The 16372-nt window shown below is 71.9% G+C and carries 10 protein-coding genes and 1 pseudogene (1 of these 11 only partly in view); 2 read left to right on the top strand and 9 right to left on the bottom strand.

The window, feature by feature from the left end:
• Positions 1-1018 carry the 3' portion of a benzoate/H(+) symporter BenE family transporter gene (locus SLW52_RS07900; protein ID WP_295929006.1) on the top strand. The gene continues 161 nt to the left of window position 1, outside the view, so the window shows 1018 of its 1179 coding nt (coding positions 162-1179); the start codon falls outside the window, past its left edge; it ends in the stop codon at positions 1016-1018.
• A 21-nt stretch (positions 1019-1039) separates the two neighbouring features.
• On the opposite strand, the gene bphP is transcribed toward SLW52_RS07900, so the two are convergent.
• The 5 genes from bphP to SLW52_RS07925 form a co-directional block, all read right to left on the bottom strand.
• Positions 1040-2944, bottom strand: coding sequence for a bacteriophytochrome BphP (gene bphP / locus SLW52_RS07905; RefSeq protein ID WP_295957480.1), 1905 nt, complete (start codon positions 2942-2944; stop codon positions 1040-1042).
• Positions 2941-3540, bottom strand: a complete 600-nt coding sequence (locus SLW52_RS07910; RefSeq protein ID WP_320739922.1) for a biliverdin-producing heme oxygenase — start codon at positions 3538-3540, stop codon at positions 2941-2943. Before SLW52_RS07910 ends, bphP begins: the two co-directional genes overlap by 4 nt.
• A gap of 157 nt (positions 3541-3697) precedes the next feature.
• Complete coding sequence (locus SLW52_RS07915; protein ID WP_209248015.1) at positions 3698-4948, bottom strand: TCR/Tet family MFS transporter; 1251 nt, start codon at positions 4946-4948, stop codon at positions 3698-3700.
• A gap of 691 nt (positions 4949-5639) precedes the next feature.
• Positions 5640-7925: a lytic murein transglycosylase gene (locus SLW52_RS07920; protein ID WP_320739923.1), complete on the bottom strand. Its 2286-nt coding sequence runs from the start codon at positions 7923-7925 to the stop codon at positions 5640-5642.
• A gap of 268 nt (positions 7926-8193) precedes the next feature.
• A complete protein-coding gene (locus tag SLW52_RS07925) occupies positions 8194-8586 on the bottom strand; it encodes a YchJ family metal-binding protein (protein WP_082028817.1) in 393 nt (130 codons plus the stop codon).
• A 96-nt stretch (positions 8587-8682) separates the two neighbouring features.
• On the opposite strand from SLW52_RS07925, the gene SLW52_RS07930 reads away from it, so the two are divergent.
• Entirely contained in the window at positions 8683-9456 is a 774-nt protein-coding gene (locus SLW52_RS07930) for a TSUP family transporter (protein ID WP_017912277.1), read from the top strand.
• On the opposite strand, the pseudogene SLW52_RS07935 reads toward SLW52_RS07930, so the two are convergent.
• The 4 genes and pseudogenes from SLW52_RS07935 to folE form a co-directional block, all read right to left on the bottom strand.
• Positions 9362-13375 (bottom strand): annotated as a pseudogene (locus SLW52_RS07935) (SbcC/MukB-like Walker B domain-containing protein); the annotation flags it as partial. The gene SLW52_RS07930 and the pseudogene SLW52_RS07935 sit on opposite strands and share 95 nt — an antisense overlap.
• Before the next feature lie 95 nt (positions 13376-13470).
• Positions 13471-14160 (bottom strand): DUF4194 domain-containing protein, encoded by a 690-nt coding sequence (locus tag SLW52_RS07940; RefSeq protein ID WP_267084947.1) that lies wholly within the window; start codon positions 14158-14160, stop codon positions 13471-13473.
• Entirely contained in the window at positions 14147-15616 is a 1470-nt protein-coding gene (locus tag SLW52_RS07945) for a DUF3375 domain-containing protein (protein WP_153753350.1), read from the bottom strand. The genes SLW52_RS07940 and SLW52_RS07945 overlap by 14 nt, the downstream gene beginning before the upstream one ends.
• Before the next feature lie 31 nt (positions 15617-15647).
• Positions 15648-16247, bottom strand: coding sequence for a GTP cyclohydrolase I FolE (gene folE, locus SLW52_RS07950; protein WP_017909619.1), 600 nt, complete (start codon positions 16245-16247; stop codon positions 15648-15650).
• Positions 16248-16372 lie beyond the last annotated feature (125 nt).

Below are 16372 nucleotides of genomic sequence, written 5' to 3' on the forward strand. Positions count from 1 at the left end.
GGCGTTGGGGCTGGGCATGGGCCTGACCTGCATCGGGCTGTCGCTGCGCTACCGGATGCCGGTGGTCACCGCCTGGTCCACGCCCGGCGCGGCCTTGCTGATCGGCAGCGGTGGCGGACTGCCGCTGTCCGATGCGATCGGCGCCTTCGTGGTGGTGGCGGTGTTGTCTGCACTCGCCGGGTTTTCCGGCCTGTTCGAACGCCTGCTGCGGCGCATTCCGCTGTCGCTGGCCTCGGCGATGCTGGCAGGCGTGTTGCTGCGCTTCGGCCTGGACGTGTTCGTGGCGATGCAGCACCAACTGGCCATGGCGCTGGCGATGTTCGCCACCTATCTGCTCGGGCGCCGCACCTTCCCGCGCTATGCGGTGATCGCCACCCTGCTGGTCGGCATCGCCGTGGCCGCGGGCAGCGGCACGCTGCACCTGGAGGCGGCGCGGTTGCGCCTGGCGCAGCCGGTGCTGGTGTGGCCGACGCTGTCGTGGCAGGCGCTGTTCGGGATCGCGCTGCCGCTGTTCGTGGTGACGATGACCTCGCAGAACCTACCCGGGGTGGCAGCGATCCGCGCGTCCGGCTATGCGGTGCCGATCTCGCCGACCATCGGCTGGATCGGCGTGGTCAACACGCTGCTGGCGCCGTTCGGCGCCTACGGACTGAACCTGGCGGCGATCACCGCGGCGATCTGCATGGGCCGCGAGGCGCAGGAGGATCCGCAGCGGCGCTACATGGCCGCGGTGTTCGCCGGGGTCTTCTATCTGCTGATCGGCGTGTTCGGCGCTACCGTGGCCGCACTGTTCGCGGCCTTTCCGCGGGAGCTGGTGATGGCCATCGCCGGCATCGCGCTGTTCGGCACCATCGGCAACAGCCTGGCCTCGGCGCTGCGCGAGGAACATGAGCGCGAGCCGGCGCTGATCGCGTTCCTGGTCACCGCGTCGGGACTGTCGCTGTTCGGTATCGGCGCGGCGCTGTGGGGCCTGCTGGCCGGTGCGGCGACGCTGGCGCTGTGGCGGCGCAGCCGCTGAGGCCGCGCCGCCGCACCGGACTCAGCGCGGGTCGCGCAACTGCAGCAGCCAGTGGCTGGGCACGCCGGAGTGATCGGGCAGCGGTTCGAAATCGAACTGGCGGTGCACGGCGGTGGTGCCGTCCACGCGCAGCGGCAGGGTGACGTAGGCGGCTCGGCCCTGCCGCAGCAGCGTGTCGATACGCTGGGTCTCCGCCAGCGAGGCCTCGCTGGCGTACAGGCGCTCCAGGTCGCAGCCGATCAATTCTGCGACCTCGCGCTCGTACAGGGCGGCGAAGGCCTCGTTGACGAAGGCCAGGCGGCTGCGCCGCGCACCCTCGCCGCGCTCGACGATCGCCACCGGATCGCGCAGCCGCGACAGCGAGGCCTCCAACAGGGCGAAATCCTGCTGGAAGCGCTTGCGCTCCATCAGTTCGATCAGTACCCGCAGGCTGCGTGCCGATTCCAGGCTGATCGGCGACCAGGGCCGTGCGCGGCCACGCACGGTCTCCTGCCACAGGTCGAAGCTCTTGCGCGGCGACAGCCGCGAGCCGGCGATGTCCTGCAGCTTGGCCAACTGCGGATTGCCCGCCCAGTTGACCGTGCGCACCTGTTCGCGACGGGTCCACAGCAGCGCGCTGCGCGCCTGCGGCATCAGCGGCACGAAGATGAAGCCGGCCGCCAGCGGCGCCAGATCGGCCAGCGCCGGGAAGGTCTCGCCGATCTGGTCCGAGTGCAGGGCGCCGACCGCGTCGTGGCGCAGCGCTTCGTGATGGGTGGACTCGATCTGCTCGCGGATCCGCGCCAGGTCCTCGGTGGCCGGCAGCATGCCGTGGCGGGTGACGTGGTCGCCATGGAACACCGCCACGCCGTCGGCATCGACCACGTCGAGCAGGTCCGAGGCCATCTCGTCGAGCATGGACGCGGTCAGCATCTCGGCGTCGTTGAAGTTGGTGATCAGCTTCTCGCGCACGGTCAGCAGCACCGACTCGGTGCGCGCGCGCGCCACCGCGGTGATCGCACCGATGCGCCCGGCCAGCGCCCGACTCAGCGCATCGGCGACATCGCGCATCTCGTGGTTGCAGAAATACGGGCGGTAGTGATGGCAGGCGATCAGCCCCCACAGCGCATCGTTGACCACGATGGAGGCCACCAGGGTGGCGGTGACGCCCATGTTGGCCAGGTACTCCAGGTGCACCGGCGAGACGCTGCGCAGGCTGACGTCGCTCAGGTCCACCGGCGCGCGCAGGCGCGGATGCAGGGTGGGCTGGATCGGCGACGGCACGTAGCCGACGTTGGCGATCTGGCGCACGCGGTTGCGCAGGTACAGCGCGCGGGCCTGCGCCGGAATGTCGCTGGCCGGATAGTGCAGGCCGAGATACGGCTCCAGTTCCGCCGCGCGCGCCTCGGCGACCACGTCGCCGTTCCAGTCGTCGTCGAAGCGGTAGATCATCACCCGGTCGTAGCCGATCAGGCTGCGCAGGCTCTTGGCGGCGCGTTGGCAGGCCTCCTCGATGCTGTGGTCGGCCTCCAGTCGGCGCAGCACCGGCAGCGCTTCGCGCAAGGTGGCATCGGCCAGCGGCGCGTCGCGTGGCTCCAGTTCCAGCAGCCACTGCTCCGGATACAGATGCCAGGCGCCGACCCAGCGCTGCGTGGCGGCCGCGTCCTTGAACCCCACTTCGACATAGGCCAGGTCGCTGCGCTCGGCCGCGTCGGGCAACAGACGCGTGCGCGGATCCTCCAGCACGAGCAGGGCGTCGTAGCGCTGTCCGAGCAATTCGTCCAGCGGCCGGCCGAACAGGTCGGCGGCACTGGCGCTGGCCTGGACGACGCGCCCGTCCTGCGGCTCGATCACCAGCAGCACGCCGTGCGGCTGCACCGAGCCGGGGATATGGATCGGCTCGCGTGCGCATGCGTCCATGTCCAGGGGCACGACGATGTCGCTCATGCGGCGATCTCCAGGGCGAAGTGGGTGTGGAAGTGCGCGAACATGGCGCGGGCGCCGTCGACCGCGGCCTGCTGCAGCGGCGCGGTCGGCAAGGCCCGCTCCAGGCGCCGCTGGAAGTGTCGCCAGGCGGCCGGGTCGGCATGGCCGAGTTCGAAATAGGAGAGGGCCGGCGCGGCGGTGGGCAGGGTCTGCCGCAGGTGCCGGGCGATCACCCGCCCGCCCAGGCGCGAGCCTTCGACCACGTAGAGCATGCCCCAACGCGCGCCGACGTCGACGGCCGGCGGCAGCGGCTGCGGCGCTGGCGGCGTTGCCTGCAGGGCATGCAGATCCTGCGCCAGCAGCGGGGTGCGCGGCTGGTACTGCCACTGCGCATCGCCGCAGTCGCGCAGCCAGGCCGCTTCGCGCTGTTCCCAGCCGGCCAGCACCGCGTGATGGCGACGCAGCACCTGCACATAGGCGGACAGCGACAGTGCCGGGTCCATCAGCGCGCGCATCGCCGGCAGGTCTTCCACCGCCTGGTGCTGCTGCGCAGTGGCCTCGCGCAGCAGGCGCGCAGCGGTCAACGGCAGGGCGGTTCCGTCGGGAGGGGACATCATGCAGGCGACTGGTACAGCAGCCGGCCGGCCGCGACGAAAGAGAGGACACAGCGTAACAATCGCGACCGCGCGGTGCCAGGCGAGGCAGCGCGGGAGTCGCGACGCCCATCCCAGCAAGCTGAGCCGTTCACGCCGGCCGCGCTGCCTGCGCCGCGCCTCAGCCGGCGGCCACCCCGGCAGCCGGCACTCGCGCACGGCGCCAGGCCACGATCCAGCCGCCGCCCAGCAGCAGCGCCGCCAGCAGCCATGGCACGCCCGGGAAGTGCAGCAGCGCATGCGGGCCGATGAAGGCCGCGAACACCCATGCGTACAGCAACGGCCCGATCACCCCGGCCAGGCTGACCAGGCTCATCAGCGCGCCCTGGATGCGGCCCTGCGCATCGGCGCCGACGTGGCGGGTGACGATCGCCTGCGCCGCCGGCCCGGCCACCGCCCACAGCGCGCTGATCGGCACGCCGAGCAGGAACAGCGCGCCGCTGCCGGCGACGCTGTAGATGGCGAAACCGATCACGCCGCAGCCCAGGCCGAACAGCAGCGCGCCGCGCTCGCCGAAGCGCCGCACCACCCGCGCCACCAGCACGGCGTTGACCACGATGCTGCACACGCCGACCAGGGCCAGCACCCAGCTGACCTGTTTCGGGCCCCAGCCGAAGCGGTAATCGGCGAACAGTACGAAGATGCTCGGGTAGACGTAGTGCGCCAGGTTGGCCAGGAAGATCACCGCGGCCAGCGCGAACACCTGCGGGTAGCGCTGCAGCAGGCGCAGCGCCCCGAATGGGTTGGCGTGCGCCCAGTCCACCCGCGCGGTGCGTCGCTCCGGCGCCAGCGATTCGGGCAGCACCCACAAGCCGTAGAGGAAGTTGAGCAAGGCCAGCCCGGCGGCGAACCAGAACGGCGCGCGCAGGTGCAGGCTGCCGAGCCAGCCGCCCAGCAGCGGACCGACCACGAAACCAACGCCGAACGCGGCGCCGATGATGCCGTAGGCCTGGGCGCGCTTGTCGGCCGGGGTGATGTCGGCGATGTAGGCGTTGGCCGAGGTGAAGCTGGCCGAAAACACGCCGGAGACCATGCGTGCCAGCAGCAGCACCGGCAGGCTCTGCGCCAGCGCCATCACCATGAAGTCCACGCCCAGCCCCAGGCACGAGGCCAGGATCACCGGGCGCCGGCCGTAGCGGTCGGACAATGCGCCCTGCAGCGGCGAGCTGACGAATTGCAGGGCGGCGAACAGGAAGCCGAACCAGCCGACCCAGCGGGCCGCGGCAGCGAAGTCCCCGCCGGTGAAGCCGCGCACCAGCGTGGGCAGCACCGGGATGATGACGCCGAAGGACAGCACGTCGATCAGCAGGGTGACGAAGATGAAGGCGACCGCGGCGCGGCGTGAGCGGACAGCGGGAGTCGGAGCGTGCACGGCAGGCCTCCTGGCGGACGCGGCAGTGTAATCGGCGTACCTGGCCATCGGCGCACCCGTGGGTGTGGGAGGTGGCCGATTGGAACGGGCGGCGTGCCTGCGACACCGTGGTGGCTCGGCTGGCCGTCGCGGGAGCGCTTGCACCGCGACCGGTGGGGTCATGGCGTCGGGACTGAAGTCCCTCCCACAGAAGCGTCGGGGCTGGCCAATTGCGGGTCAGGGCTCAACCCTTTCTGCACCAGCGGCGCAGCCAGGCCGCTTGTCGTAGGGGCGGTTTCAACCGCGACCTGAGGGACCGAGGTGTCGGGACTGAAGTCCCTCCCACAGAAGCATCGGGGGTTGGCCAATTGCGGGTCAGGGCTCGACCCTTTCTGCACCAGCGGCGCAGCCAGGCTGCTTGTCGCAGGAGCGGTCTCAACCGCGACCTGAGGGACCGAGGCGTCGGGACTGAAGTCCCTCCCACAACAGGGTCGAGGCTTGGCGGATTGTGTCGGAACCGACGTCCTCTACACCGAGCGACTCCCCTCTCCCGTCGGGAGAGGGGTCGGGGGTGAGGGTCCGGCGGAGGCAGCGGCGCCACTCATGCCACCAGGGCGCGGCGGCGCAGCAGTCACGGCCGTACCGTCACCAATGCCGACTGGCGGGCCGCAGCAGGTGGTGCCGCCGTCCGGCCGCGGTCACTCGGCCGGGGTCACAACGCCGCGACAGAGATCGTCTGCTGCAGCACGTGCTGGGCGCCCGGGGCCAGTTCGATCACCTCGGGTCCGGCGTTGGCCGCTTCCAGGCACACGAACTGGCGCCAGTGCGGGCCGACGTCGGCCATCTTCTGTGCGCCGGCCTCGCCCGGGTTCCAGGCCACCAGCGTGCGGCTGCCGGTGGTGGCGATCTCGATGCGGCGCTGCAGGCCCGGGTCCAGCAGGGTGTAGCGGCCGCCGGCGCCGGTGTAGATGCGGTCGCTGCGGCCGGGGTCGCGCGAATCCTGCAGGCTCCAGTCGCCGTGCTGGCGATGCGGCGTGGCGTAGTTCTCGAACTTGTCCAGGTAGTCCAGGCCGTCCAGGCCCTGCACCCGCACCTGGGTGGCGTCGGCGACACGGAAGTAGTTGTGCAGCGCCTGGGTGAAGCGGGCGGGCGCGGTGCCGACGTTGTCGGTGACCAGGCGCTGCTCCAGGGTGGCGCCGATGCGCAACTGCATGCGCAGGCGCAGCGGCAGGTCGTCGAAGTCCGGCGGCGCCAGGGTCAGGACCAGCGTGCCGTCGGCCTCGCGCCGCGCGTCCTTCAGTTGCCAGGGTACGGTGCGCACGAAGCCGTGCGCGGGCACGGCGTCGCTCTGGCCCTGGCGGCCGAAGTACGGCCAGCACACCGGGGTGCCGCCGCGGATCGGGGTCGGCGTGGGCTGCGCGTCCGGCGACAGCCACAGCGCGTCGGTGCCGCCCTTGGGCACGAACGACAGCACCTGGCCGCCGAACAGGCTGATCGCGGCGGTGGACTGCGGGGTCTCCACCAGCAGCGAGGGATAGCCGTGGAAATCGCCTGTGCTCAGGCCGGGGACGTCGGACATGGGGTGGATGCTCCGTGGCGCGGGGGAGTGGGCGAAGGCCGGGTAGGCGGCCGGCAGCCGGAATGCGGTGGGCGGCGTGCCGCCGAACGGCGTCTTTGTAGGTGTAGGTGTAGGTGTAGGCGCCGGTGCTGGCGACGATGCCGGTGCAGGCGATTGCGGCGGCGTGGCCGGTGTCGGCACGGGCGTCGCAGGCGCGCTGCCGGCCTCGCGGCGCAGCGCATCGAGGATGCGTTGCCCGGCGCGACCGTCGGCCGGCTGCAGGCCCAGGCGTTGCTGCTCGGCCTGGATCGCACGGCGGGTGGCGGTGCCGATGGCGCCGTCGGCCTGGCCGATGGCGTGGCCGCGCGCCAGCAGCAGGGTCTGCAGTTCGCGCCGCTCGGGGCGGCCCAGGCCCGGATCGTCGGTCGGCCAGGCCGCGACCAGCCCGGGCTTGCCGCGCAGCCGGTCGGACAGCAGCGCGATCGCCAGCGCATAGCTTTCGGCGGCGTTGTAGGCGTAGATCGCGTCGTAGTTGCGGAACACCAGGAACGCCGGGCCATGCACGCCGGCCGGGATCAGCACCGCTGCCGGCGTCTGCGCGGCCAACGCCGGCAGCGCGCCGCCGTCGGCGGCGGTGAGGCCACGCGCGCGCCAGTCCGACAGCGGCCGGCGCTGGGTGCGCCCGGCCAGCGCCGGGTCGAAGCCCGCCGGCAGCTTCACCTCCAGCCCCCACGGCTGGCCGCTCTGCCAGCCGGCGAGCTTGAGATAGTTGGCGGTGGAGGCCAGCGCATCGGGAATGCTGGCGACCAGGTCGCGGCGGCCGTCGCCATCACCGTCCACGGCGACGCGGGCGTAGGTGCTGGGCATGAACTGGGTATGGCCGAAGGCGCCGGCCCAGGACCCGGTCAGGCCCTCGGGGCGCAGGTCGCCGGCCTGCAGCAGCTTCAGAAGCGCGAACAGCTCGCTGCGGAAGAACGGCTGGCGGCGGCCTTCGCAGGACAGGGTCAGCAGCGACACCAGCAGCGGGCGCTTGCCGGAGATGCGGCCGTAGTCGCTCTCCACGCCCCACACCGCGACCACCGTCTCCGGGTCGACACCGTACTGCTGCGCCACCTGCGCGAGCAGGTCGCGATGCGCGGCGAGCATGGCGCGACCATCGTCGATGCGCTGGCTGTCGACCAGGCCGGCCAGGTAGTCCCAGATCGGCGTGGTGAACTCGGGCTGGGCGTCGAGCAGCGGAAGCACGCTCGGGTCCGGCTGCAGACCGGCGGTGAAGCGGTCGAAGGACGCCTCGGCGACGCCCGCCTTCGCCGCGGCCGTGCGCAGGCCGGCCACGCAGCTGGCGAAGGCCGGATCGGGCGCGGACGGCGCCGCCGCGGGCGGGGTCTGCGCGAGCGCGCAGGGCGCCGCCAGCAGCAGGATCCAGGCGAAACGCATCATCGAAACTTCCTCGCCGACGGCAGGGCCGACATCATAAACAACCGGCGCGTGTGCGCTCCGCTCACGCGGCGCGGGCGGCAGGCACGCGACCGGCAGCGCGTTCCGAGCGTGGCCTGGTTGGCGGATCGCGCGGCACGATGTCGCGGCCGCGACACGCATGGCGTTCGGGCCGCTGCGGCATTCCGTCGGAGCGCCAGAGGGCCAACGCTTGCCCCGCCAACGAACGGCGGTGTGCAGGCGTGCGCCCCGTCGGCGCGACGCGCGACGCTCAGTCCAGCGCGTCGAGGTAGTACCAGCGCCCGTCCTCGCGCACGAAGCGGCTGTGTTCGGTCATGCGCACGGCGCTGCCGCCGCCGATGCGATAGCGCGCCAGGAAGGCGACCTCGGCGCTGTCGGCGCCGGTCTGCAGCACGCGCTGCACGGTGAGGCCGAGCCACGCCGTGCGCGGATCGATCTCCACCTGCGGCGGGCAGGTCGACGGATGCCAGCTCGCGCGCAGGTAATCGGCGTTCTGGCGCACGTAGGCGCTGTAGCGGGAGCGCATCAAGGATTCGGCATCCGGCGCAGGGGTGCCGGCGTGGTACGGCCCGCAGCACTGCGCGTACTCGCGCGGACGGCCGCAGGGGCAGGGATCGGCAAGGCGCGGGGCGGACGGAGACATGTGCCGATTGTGCCGGCTGCGGCGACACGGCGCACGCCGCGCACGCGTCGCGGCCGGTGGCGGCTATGCTTGCGGCCCCTTGCGCGGAGCGCCGGCGTGCTCGAGTCGATCCCCACCGAACTGCCCTGGCTGCTGTGCATCGCCTTCGTCGCCGGGCTGGTGGACGCGGCGGTGGGCGGCGGCGGCCTGATCCAGTTGCCCGGGCTGTTCGCGACCTTGCCGCAACAGGCGCCCGCGGTGATCCTGGGCACCAACAAGTTCAGTTCCATGGCCGGCACCGGCACCGCCGCCTGGCGCTATGCGCGCCACGTGCGCCTGCCGTGGCGGCCGGTGCTGTACGCGACCGCCGCCGCGTTCGTGTTCGCCTTCCTCGGCGCCACGGCGGTGAGCCTGCTGCCGAAACAGGCGGTGCGCCCGCTGATCCTGGTGCTGCTGATCGCGATGCTGGGCTACACGCTGGTCAAGAAGGACTTCGGTGCGCTGCACCGGCCGCGCCACATCGGCCGCCGCGAACTGGCCATCGCGCTGGCGATCGGCGCGGCGATCGGCTTCTACGACGGCTTCTTCGGGCCGGGCACCGGCAGCTTCTTGATCTTCCTGTTCATCCGCTTCTTCGGCCTGGATTTCCTGCGCGCCTCGGCCGCGTCGAAGGTGGTGAACCTGGCCACCAACCTGGCCGCGCTGTGCTTCTTCGTGCCCAGCGGCAAGATCCTGCTGGCCGCGGCGGTGCCGATGGCCGTGGCCAACGTGGCCGGCGCGGTGACCGGCACCCGGCTGGCGCTGCGCGGCGGCACGCCGCTGATCCGGCAGTTGTTCCTGGTGCTGGTGGTGGTGCTGATCGGCAAGATGGGCTGGGATCTGCTGCACTGAGCGCAGTGCGCGGTACCGTGTGGTTGCCGCGTGCCATCCCTCCCAACGATGGTGCAGCGCGCGGCCGATCGGCACGCGCGACCGCAAGTGCCGCTCAGTGGCCGCGGCGCTTGCCGCTCGCAGGCGCCGTCTTGGCTGCTGCCGCCTTGGCCGGCTTCGCAGGTTTGCTGCCTGTGCCTGCTTTCACCGGCTTCGCCGACGCCGACCGCGCGGCTGGCCGCGTTGCCGCGGACGCAGCTGCCGCAGCCGCGGTGGACGTGCGTGGCGCCTTCGCCGAGGTGGCCATGGCCGAGGACGGCGCGACACGCGTGCCGGCGCGTTTGCCCGGCGCCGCTGGCGACGCCTTGCGCGGGGTCGACTTGGCGCCATTGCCGCAGCCATCGCGCGCCTTGGCGGAGGCACGCGCCGGCGTGGCAACGGTGTCTGCCACAGTCGCTGCGCCGGGCTCGGCGATGGTGGCCGCTGCGTCCGCGGCCGGCGGTGGCAGATCGGCGCCAGCCTGATCCATCGCCGCGCGGGATTCCACCGCAGGCGTCGCCGTCTCGTTGCGGCTGCGCTCGGGCAGCTTCAACCGGTGCGCCTGCTCGTCGTATTCGATCAGCAGCACGCCGGAGTTGTGGCGGCCGCTGATCTCGACGAAGCAGGCGCCGCCGATGAACGGCTCCAGCGTCATCACCGACTTCAGCGGCGTGGCCACCACCATCTGGAAACCGAAGTTCTCGAAGATGTTCATCGCCAGCGCGGTGAACTCGTTGTCGGCCTTGTCGAAGGCCTCATCCAGCACCACTGCGGCATAGCGCGGCAGTTCGCCGTCCTCGCCGCCGAGCTGGTAGCGCAGCGCCGCGGCCAGGCAGGTGGTGGCCAGCTTCTGGCGCTGGCCGCCGGACTTGCCGGCGCCGCTGCGGTAGATCTCCACCTGCGCGCGGCTGTCCGCGTCCAGTTCCACGCCGACGAACTCCACATGCTGGCGCACGTCCAGCACCTGCTCGCGCCAGCGCCGCAGTTCCGGCTCCTGCGCGCCGAGCCGCTGCACCAAGCCGCGCAGCATGGCGAACTGCGCCTCGGCCAACGCACGATCCTCGGTCTGCTGATGGCCGAGCACGGCGCGCAACTGCTGCTGGAACTCCTGCACCTCGAGCAGGCGCCGGTCGCTGACCTCGATGGTCAGCAGGGTGCCGCGGTTGAACGGTACCTGCTCCAGGCTGGCGTTGACCTCGTCCATGCGCTGCTTGATCGCCTTGTGCGCTTCGGCGGTGTAGCGCTGCAGGGCCAGCAGGTTGTTCTTGCTCTGGGTCTGCAGCAGATCGAAGAAGCGGCCTTCGTGGCGCGGCAGGCCGTCGCTCTCCAGCCGCTGCAGGCGCGCCAGGAAGTCGTCGGCGCTGGCCAGGCTGACGGTGAAGTCACCGCTGTCCTCCGGCCACTGCTGGCAGTAGCGGCGGAAGCAGTCCAGCACCTGCTGGCTCAGCCGCGCATCCTGCGCCTGGCTCTGCGCCAGCTGTTCGCCGAGGCCGCGCTCGACGCTGCGCAGATGCGCCTCCAGGTTGTCCAGGCTCAGCGGCGGCAGCGCGGCCAGCCGCGCGTCCAGCCCCGCCACCTGCGCCGGGCCGATCACCGCGGTGGCCACGCGTGCGGCACAGGTCTCGCGCTGCGCTTCCAGGCGCGCGCGCTCGCGGCTCACCTGCGCGCGCTCCAGGCGCACGTCCTCGTAGGTACGGCGTGCCTGATCGCGGCGCGCGCGGACGGTGGCGATCTGCTCGCCCAGCGCGCGCAGCGCGGTGTCGCCCTCGCGCAGTTGCAGCAACTGCTCGGCGATGTCGCTCAGGCGCTGCAGCTTGGGCGCGACGTCGATCTCGTCCCACTCGCGCTCGGCCAGGGTGTGCGCAGCCAGTTGCCGGCCCTGGTCCTGTTCGCGCTGCTTGCGCAGGGCGGCGACGTCGGCATCGCAGGCGGCGATGCGCTGCGCCAGGGTCTGCCCCTCGCGCTCGTAGACCTTGAGCTTGTCGCGGTTGTCGTAGCCGAGCAGCCAGCGCTTGCGGTCGCCGACGGCGTGGCGGTCGTCCTTCTCGTAGCGGTCGCCCGGATGCTTGACCTGGCCCTCGCGGGTGATCGCACGCTCGGCATCGCGCAATTGCGCCACGGTATCGACGCAGGTGTAGTCGAAACGCCGCGCCAGTTCCTGGCGCAGCCACGGCGCATAGGCATGGTCGCGCAGTTCCAGCTTGCGCAGCAGCGACTTCGCGTCGGGCTCGCGCTGCTGCAGCGGCGCGTTGTGGCGCACGCGGAAGTACACCAGGCGGGTGCCGAGCTGGGTCTTGTTGACCCAGTCGGCGACGCTGGCGTAGTGGCGTTCGTCGACCAGCAGCGACTGCGCGAAGCCGTGCAGCACGCGCTCGATCGCGCCGCGCCAGGCAGCCTGGTCGGCCTCCACCTGCACCAGCTCGCCGACGAACGGCAGGGCGGCTTCGGGCAGGCCGGTCTCGGCGCACAGCCGCGCGCGCAGCGCCTGCATCGGCGCGGGAATGCTCGAGGGCGCCTTCAGCAGCGCCTCGATCTCGGTGCGGATGACCGCGAAACGGCGTTCGTCCTCGCGGCGCTCGGCCATGCGCTCGGCGATCGCCTCGTCCAGGCTGCTGGCCTCGCCGGCGACGCCGTCGCGCAACGCGCGCGCCTGCGCCACCTGCTCGGCGAAACCGCTGGCGCTGCCGGCCAGGCCCATGCCGAGTTGGCGGCAGGCCTGTTCGACCTGGCTGCGGCGGCGCATGCGCTCGTCGCGCTCGCGCTCGACGCGGCCGCGTTCGCGCTCCAGCGCCTCGACCTGTTCGCCGCCCTGCACGCGCTGCTGGGTCTCCAGCTCGGCCAGGGTCTGCTCGTGGTTGTCCAGCGCTTCGCGGCGCTGCCCTTCCTCGCCGGCCAGGCCGCGATCCTGGGTATCCAGTTCCTGCAGGCGCGCGTCCAGCAGGGCCAGGCGGCGCTGCTCGCGGTAGCCGTCGATGCCCAGCTGCAGTTCGCGCAACTCGCCGACGCTGTGGCGCAACGCCAGCAGTTCGGCGTGGTAGTCGCGCGCCGGGGTCAGGGTTTCCACCTGGCGCCGCGCGGTCACCACCGCGTGGTGCGCGCCGTCGAGTTCGGCGAAGTCCTCGACCAGGCGGTCGGCGGCCTCGAAGGTGCGCGGCTCGTCGAGCATGAAGCTGCGCAGGAAGGCGTTGAGGTCGCCCAGGTTCTTCGCCGACTGGGTCTTGTGCAGCAGCCGCAGCGCCATCTCGTTGCCGATGCCGAGCAGGTGGCGGAAGCGCTCGGCGTAGCCGGCGAAGCTGTCGAAGTGGTGCACGTCCTCGCCCAGGCGCAGCTTGAGCCGGCGCAGGTCCAGGTCGAAGCCGTCCAGCTCGGCGGCCACGTCGAAGCCGCGCGGCACCACCATGTAGTGCTTGCGCACGTCGGCCGCGGCGGTGCCGCTGCCGGCGATCCAGAACAGCCGCACCAGGCTCACCGCCTGGCCCTGCGCGTTGCGGTACTCCAGCGCCAGCGCCGACCAGGTCGCGCCCTTGCGCAGGTACTGGGTGGCGATCTCGCCGGAGGCGCTGTCCTGCTGGTCGGCCCAGGCGCCGCGCACGTAGGACACCAGGCTGCGGTCGCGGCCGCTGCGCTCGGCCTCGCGCGCGGCGGCGTTGAAATCGACGATGCTCGGCGGCGTCAGCAGCGCCGACATCGCATCGAGCAGGGTCGACTTGCCCGAACCGGAGCGACCGACGAACAGGAAGCCCTTCTCGGCGATCGGCACGTCGGTCAGGCCGTTGAAGGTGCCCCAGTTGTGCACCTGCAGGCGGCGCATGCGGTACTGCTGCGCGCGCTGCTCGGCCAGGGTCTCGGCGAACAGGGACGGGGCGACGGGGACGGTGGACGATTCGGACAGGGACGTCATCGGGAACTCATCGGAAAACGGGGACGGCCGCCACGGCGGCCGGCGCACGGTGCAAAGCCAGCGCTAGGCGTGCGCGACCTGCGGGCGCGGGCCGGTCACGGCGCCGCCTCGGCCACGCCGTCGCGCAGGCCGCGATAGGCCGCCGCCAGCGCCTGCACGTCCTCGGCCGAGAACAGCAGCTTCAGCGCGGGCGAGACTTCGTAGCGGTCCTCGCTGCCGCGCAGCTTGGACAGCAGGTGGTTGTCGCGCATCTTGGCGATCGCCGCCAGCACCCGCCGGGCGAAGCCGGCGCGGTCGGTGGACACGTTCTTCTCGTACACCGACAGCACCTCCAGCAGCTGCGCCTCGTCGACCACCGCGCGCTCGCCACGGGTGTCGGCCTCGGCCAGTTGCTGGCGCAGGAACAGCAGCAGCACCGACTCGATGAAGGTCAGCGGCGCGGTGCGCAGCAACGCCGGGGTCTCAAGCTCGCCGGTATCGGCCTGGCGCGCGAACGCCACACCGCCATCGCGGTCCAGCACCAGTTCCAGGAACAGCTCGCTCAGCACGCGGCGGACCGCGGCCTCGTGGCGCAGCAATGCCTGCCACAGCGAGCCGTGCCGGTAGGCATCGACGCTGGGGCCGGACAGCAACTGGCACAGCGCGCGCCGCGCCTCCAGCGGCAGGCTGCCGCTGTCGCCGGCGAACAGCGCGGTGCCGGCATCGGCCGCCACGGACGTGGCGGCGGCCGCGGCGACATCGCCGGCATCGGCGTCGTGGCCATGGAATTCGTCAGACCAGCTCATTGCGTTTTTCCTTGGTGAACCACACCAGCGGGATGCGCGCGCGCCGGACCTGGCCGTCGCCGCCCTCCCATTGCACCGCTTCCCATTCGCCGTCGACCACCACGCCATGGCGGGTGCCCAGCGCCAGGTAGCCGATCACGCTGCCCAGGCCCTGCGCCGCCGGGCGCTGCCGCAGCGCCTCGCCGATGCTCAGTTGCGGCTGGCGGCCGAGCAGGTCGTGCAGGTCGTTGCGCAGGCCGCGCAGGTCGATCTCCGACTGCGCCACCAGGTCGCCGACGCTGTCCAGCGAGATCATCGCCGCCTCGGCCGCCTGCACCCGCCCGTCCACCAGCTGGCTGCGCGGGTCGTGCAGGCGCCACTGCGACGGCGAGCGCAGCCGCGCGCTGCTCAGCGGCAGCACGTAGCCGGTGGCCGCGGTGGCATGCAGCTGGTCGCGCAACTGCAGCGCCTCGCCCTGCGCCTGCTTCAGCAGCTGGTTGAGCCGGCGCTGTTCCAGGTAGCCGCGGCTCTGCACGAACCCGCGCAGGCTGCGCGCGAAATGCTGCATCACCTCGTGCACCTGGCCGCCGCGTTCGAGCAGGGTGCCGGTGAGCCCGCGCAGGAAGGCGCGTTCGTGGCGGTCCAGGCGGCGGGCGAAGCCGCGCGCCAGCAGCGCCTCCAGCGCCGCATCCAGCTGCACGCTCTGCTCGGCATCGTTGAGCAGACTCCAGAACGCCTGGAAACTGCGCCCGGCCTCGCTCTCGCCGATCACGTCGATGCCGGCGAACAGCTTCTCCAGCACGTCGCCGCGCGCGCCCTCGTCGTCGATGATGCGCTCGCGGAACTCGCGGTTGAGCCGCTCGAAATCGTCGCGGACCCGGCGGAAATCCTCGGTCAGGTCGTCGGACAGGCGGATGATGTCGCGGGTACGTTCGAGCGCGCGCTTGCCGTCCAGCGCGGCCAGCTTGCCGGCGGCCACGCGCTCGATCTCCGCGTCCAGGCGCTCGCGCTCGGCGCGCAGCGCGGCCAGGCGCGCGTCCGGATCGGTCTCGGTCTGCCCGGCCAGTTGCACCAGCTGCTGGATCACCAGCGACAGCCGGCTCTCGGTGGCCACGCTGGCGCTGTCGCGCACGCCGGCGATGAAGCGGATGGCCTGCGCCGCCTGCCGCGACAGTTCGTATTCTTCCTGCGCGTCGCCTTCGGGCAGGCGCCGCTCCAGCCAGCCCTGCGCCAGCCAGTGCGCCACGTAGGCCTGCGCGGTGCGCGGCAGTTCGCGCGACAGCTCGTCGTCCTTCAGCGCATCGAGCTGGCGCTGCAGGCGCTCGTGCAGCACATCGGCCGGCAGCCGCCGCTGGGCGTCGCCAAGCAGGGTCTGCAGCAGGCCGATCAGCTCGGGGGCATGGTCGGCAGCGAGCAGTTTCCACAACGGCTGTTCGCGCAACTGGCGATAGCCGGCGATCCGGACATGCGGCTTCATGCAGGAACCGACCGCCACCGCATCCGCAGACTCAGCGCACGCGCTCGATGAAGCGCAGGAACTCGGCGCGGGTGCGCGCGTCCTCGCGGAAGGTGCCGAGCATCTTCGAGGTGACCATGCTGACGCCGCGCTTGTGGATGCCGCGGGTGGTCATGCACTCGTGCGCGCCTTCCACCACCACGCCCACGCCCAGCGGCTGCAGCACGTCCTGGATGCACTGGGCGATCTGTGCGGTCATCTTCTCCTGCACCTGGAAGCGCCGCGCGTAGGCCTCGACCACGCGCGCCAGCTTGCTGATGCCCACCACCTTGCCGCGCGGCAGGTAGCCGACGTGGACCTTGCCGATGATCGGCGCCATGTGGTGTTCGCAGTGGCTTTCGTACTCGATGTCGCGCAGCACGATCAGCTCGTCGTAGCCGGCCACTTCCTCGAAGGTGCGCAGCAGGTACTCGCGCGGGTCGGCGCGGTAGCCGCTGAACCAGTCGCCATAGGCCTCGGCCACGCGCCGCGGGGTGTCCAGCAGGCCCTCGCGGGTCGGGTCTTCGCCGGCCCAGCGCAGCAGGGTGCGCACTGCGTCTTCGGCCTGCGCCTGGGTCACCGGGGGAGTGGAGCTGTTGTCGGAATCGGCCATGGGGGGAACGCCCGTAAGGGGGCTGCATGGTACCCGAGTCGCCTGGCAGCCGCCGCATGCGCGGCCTCCGCGCGGCGGGGCGACCCGGCCGATACCGGGTGCGCCGTTCAGCGTCCATCTGCTCC

The sequence above is a fragment of the Xanthomonas sp. LF02-5 genome (genome assembly GCF_034105325.1).
Taxonomy (GTDB): Bacteria; Pseudomonadota; Gammaproteobacteria; order Xanthomonadales; family Xanthomonadaceae; genus Xanthomonas_A; species Xanthomonas_A sontii.

What these genes read in the sequence shown, in the direction of transcription:
- bphP (WP_295957480.1), bottom strand. Translation starts at nt 2,944, where the DNA reads ATGAGCGACATCGTCGTGCCCCTGGACATGGACGCATGCGCACGCGAG.
- SLW52_RS07910 (WP_320739922.1), bottom strand. Translation starts at nt 3,540, where the DNA reads ATGATGTCCCCTCCCGACGGAACCGCCCTGCCGTTGACCGCTGCGCGC.
- SLW52_RS07920 (WP_320739923.1), bottom strand. Translation starts at nt 7,925, where the DNA reads ATGATGCGTTTCGCCTGGATCCTGCTGCTGGCGGCGCCCTGCGCGCTC.
- SLW52_RS07925 (WP_082028817.1), bottom strand. Translation starts at nt 8,586, where the DNA reads ATGTCTCCGTCCGCCCCGCGCCTTGCCGATCCCTGCCCCTGCGGCCGT.
- SLW52_RS07940 (WP_267084947.1), bottom strand. Translation starts at nt 14,160, where the DNA reads ATGAGCTGGTCTGACGAATTCCATGGCCACGACGCCGATGCCGGCGAT.
- SLW52_RS07945 (WP_153753350.1), bottom strand. Translation starts at nt 15,616, where the DNA reads ATGAAGCCGCATGTCCGGATCGCCGGCTATCGCCAGTTGCGCGAACAG.
- folE (WP_017909619.1), bottom strand. Translation starts at nt 16,247, where the DNA reads ATGGCCGATTCCGACAACAGCTCCACTCCCCCGGTGACCCAGGCGCAG.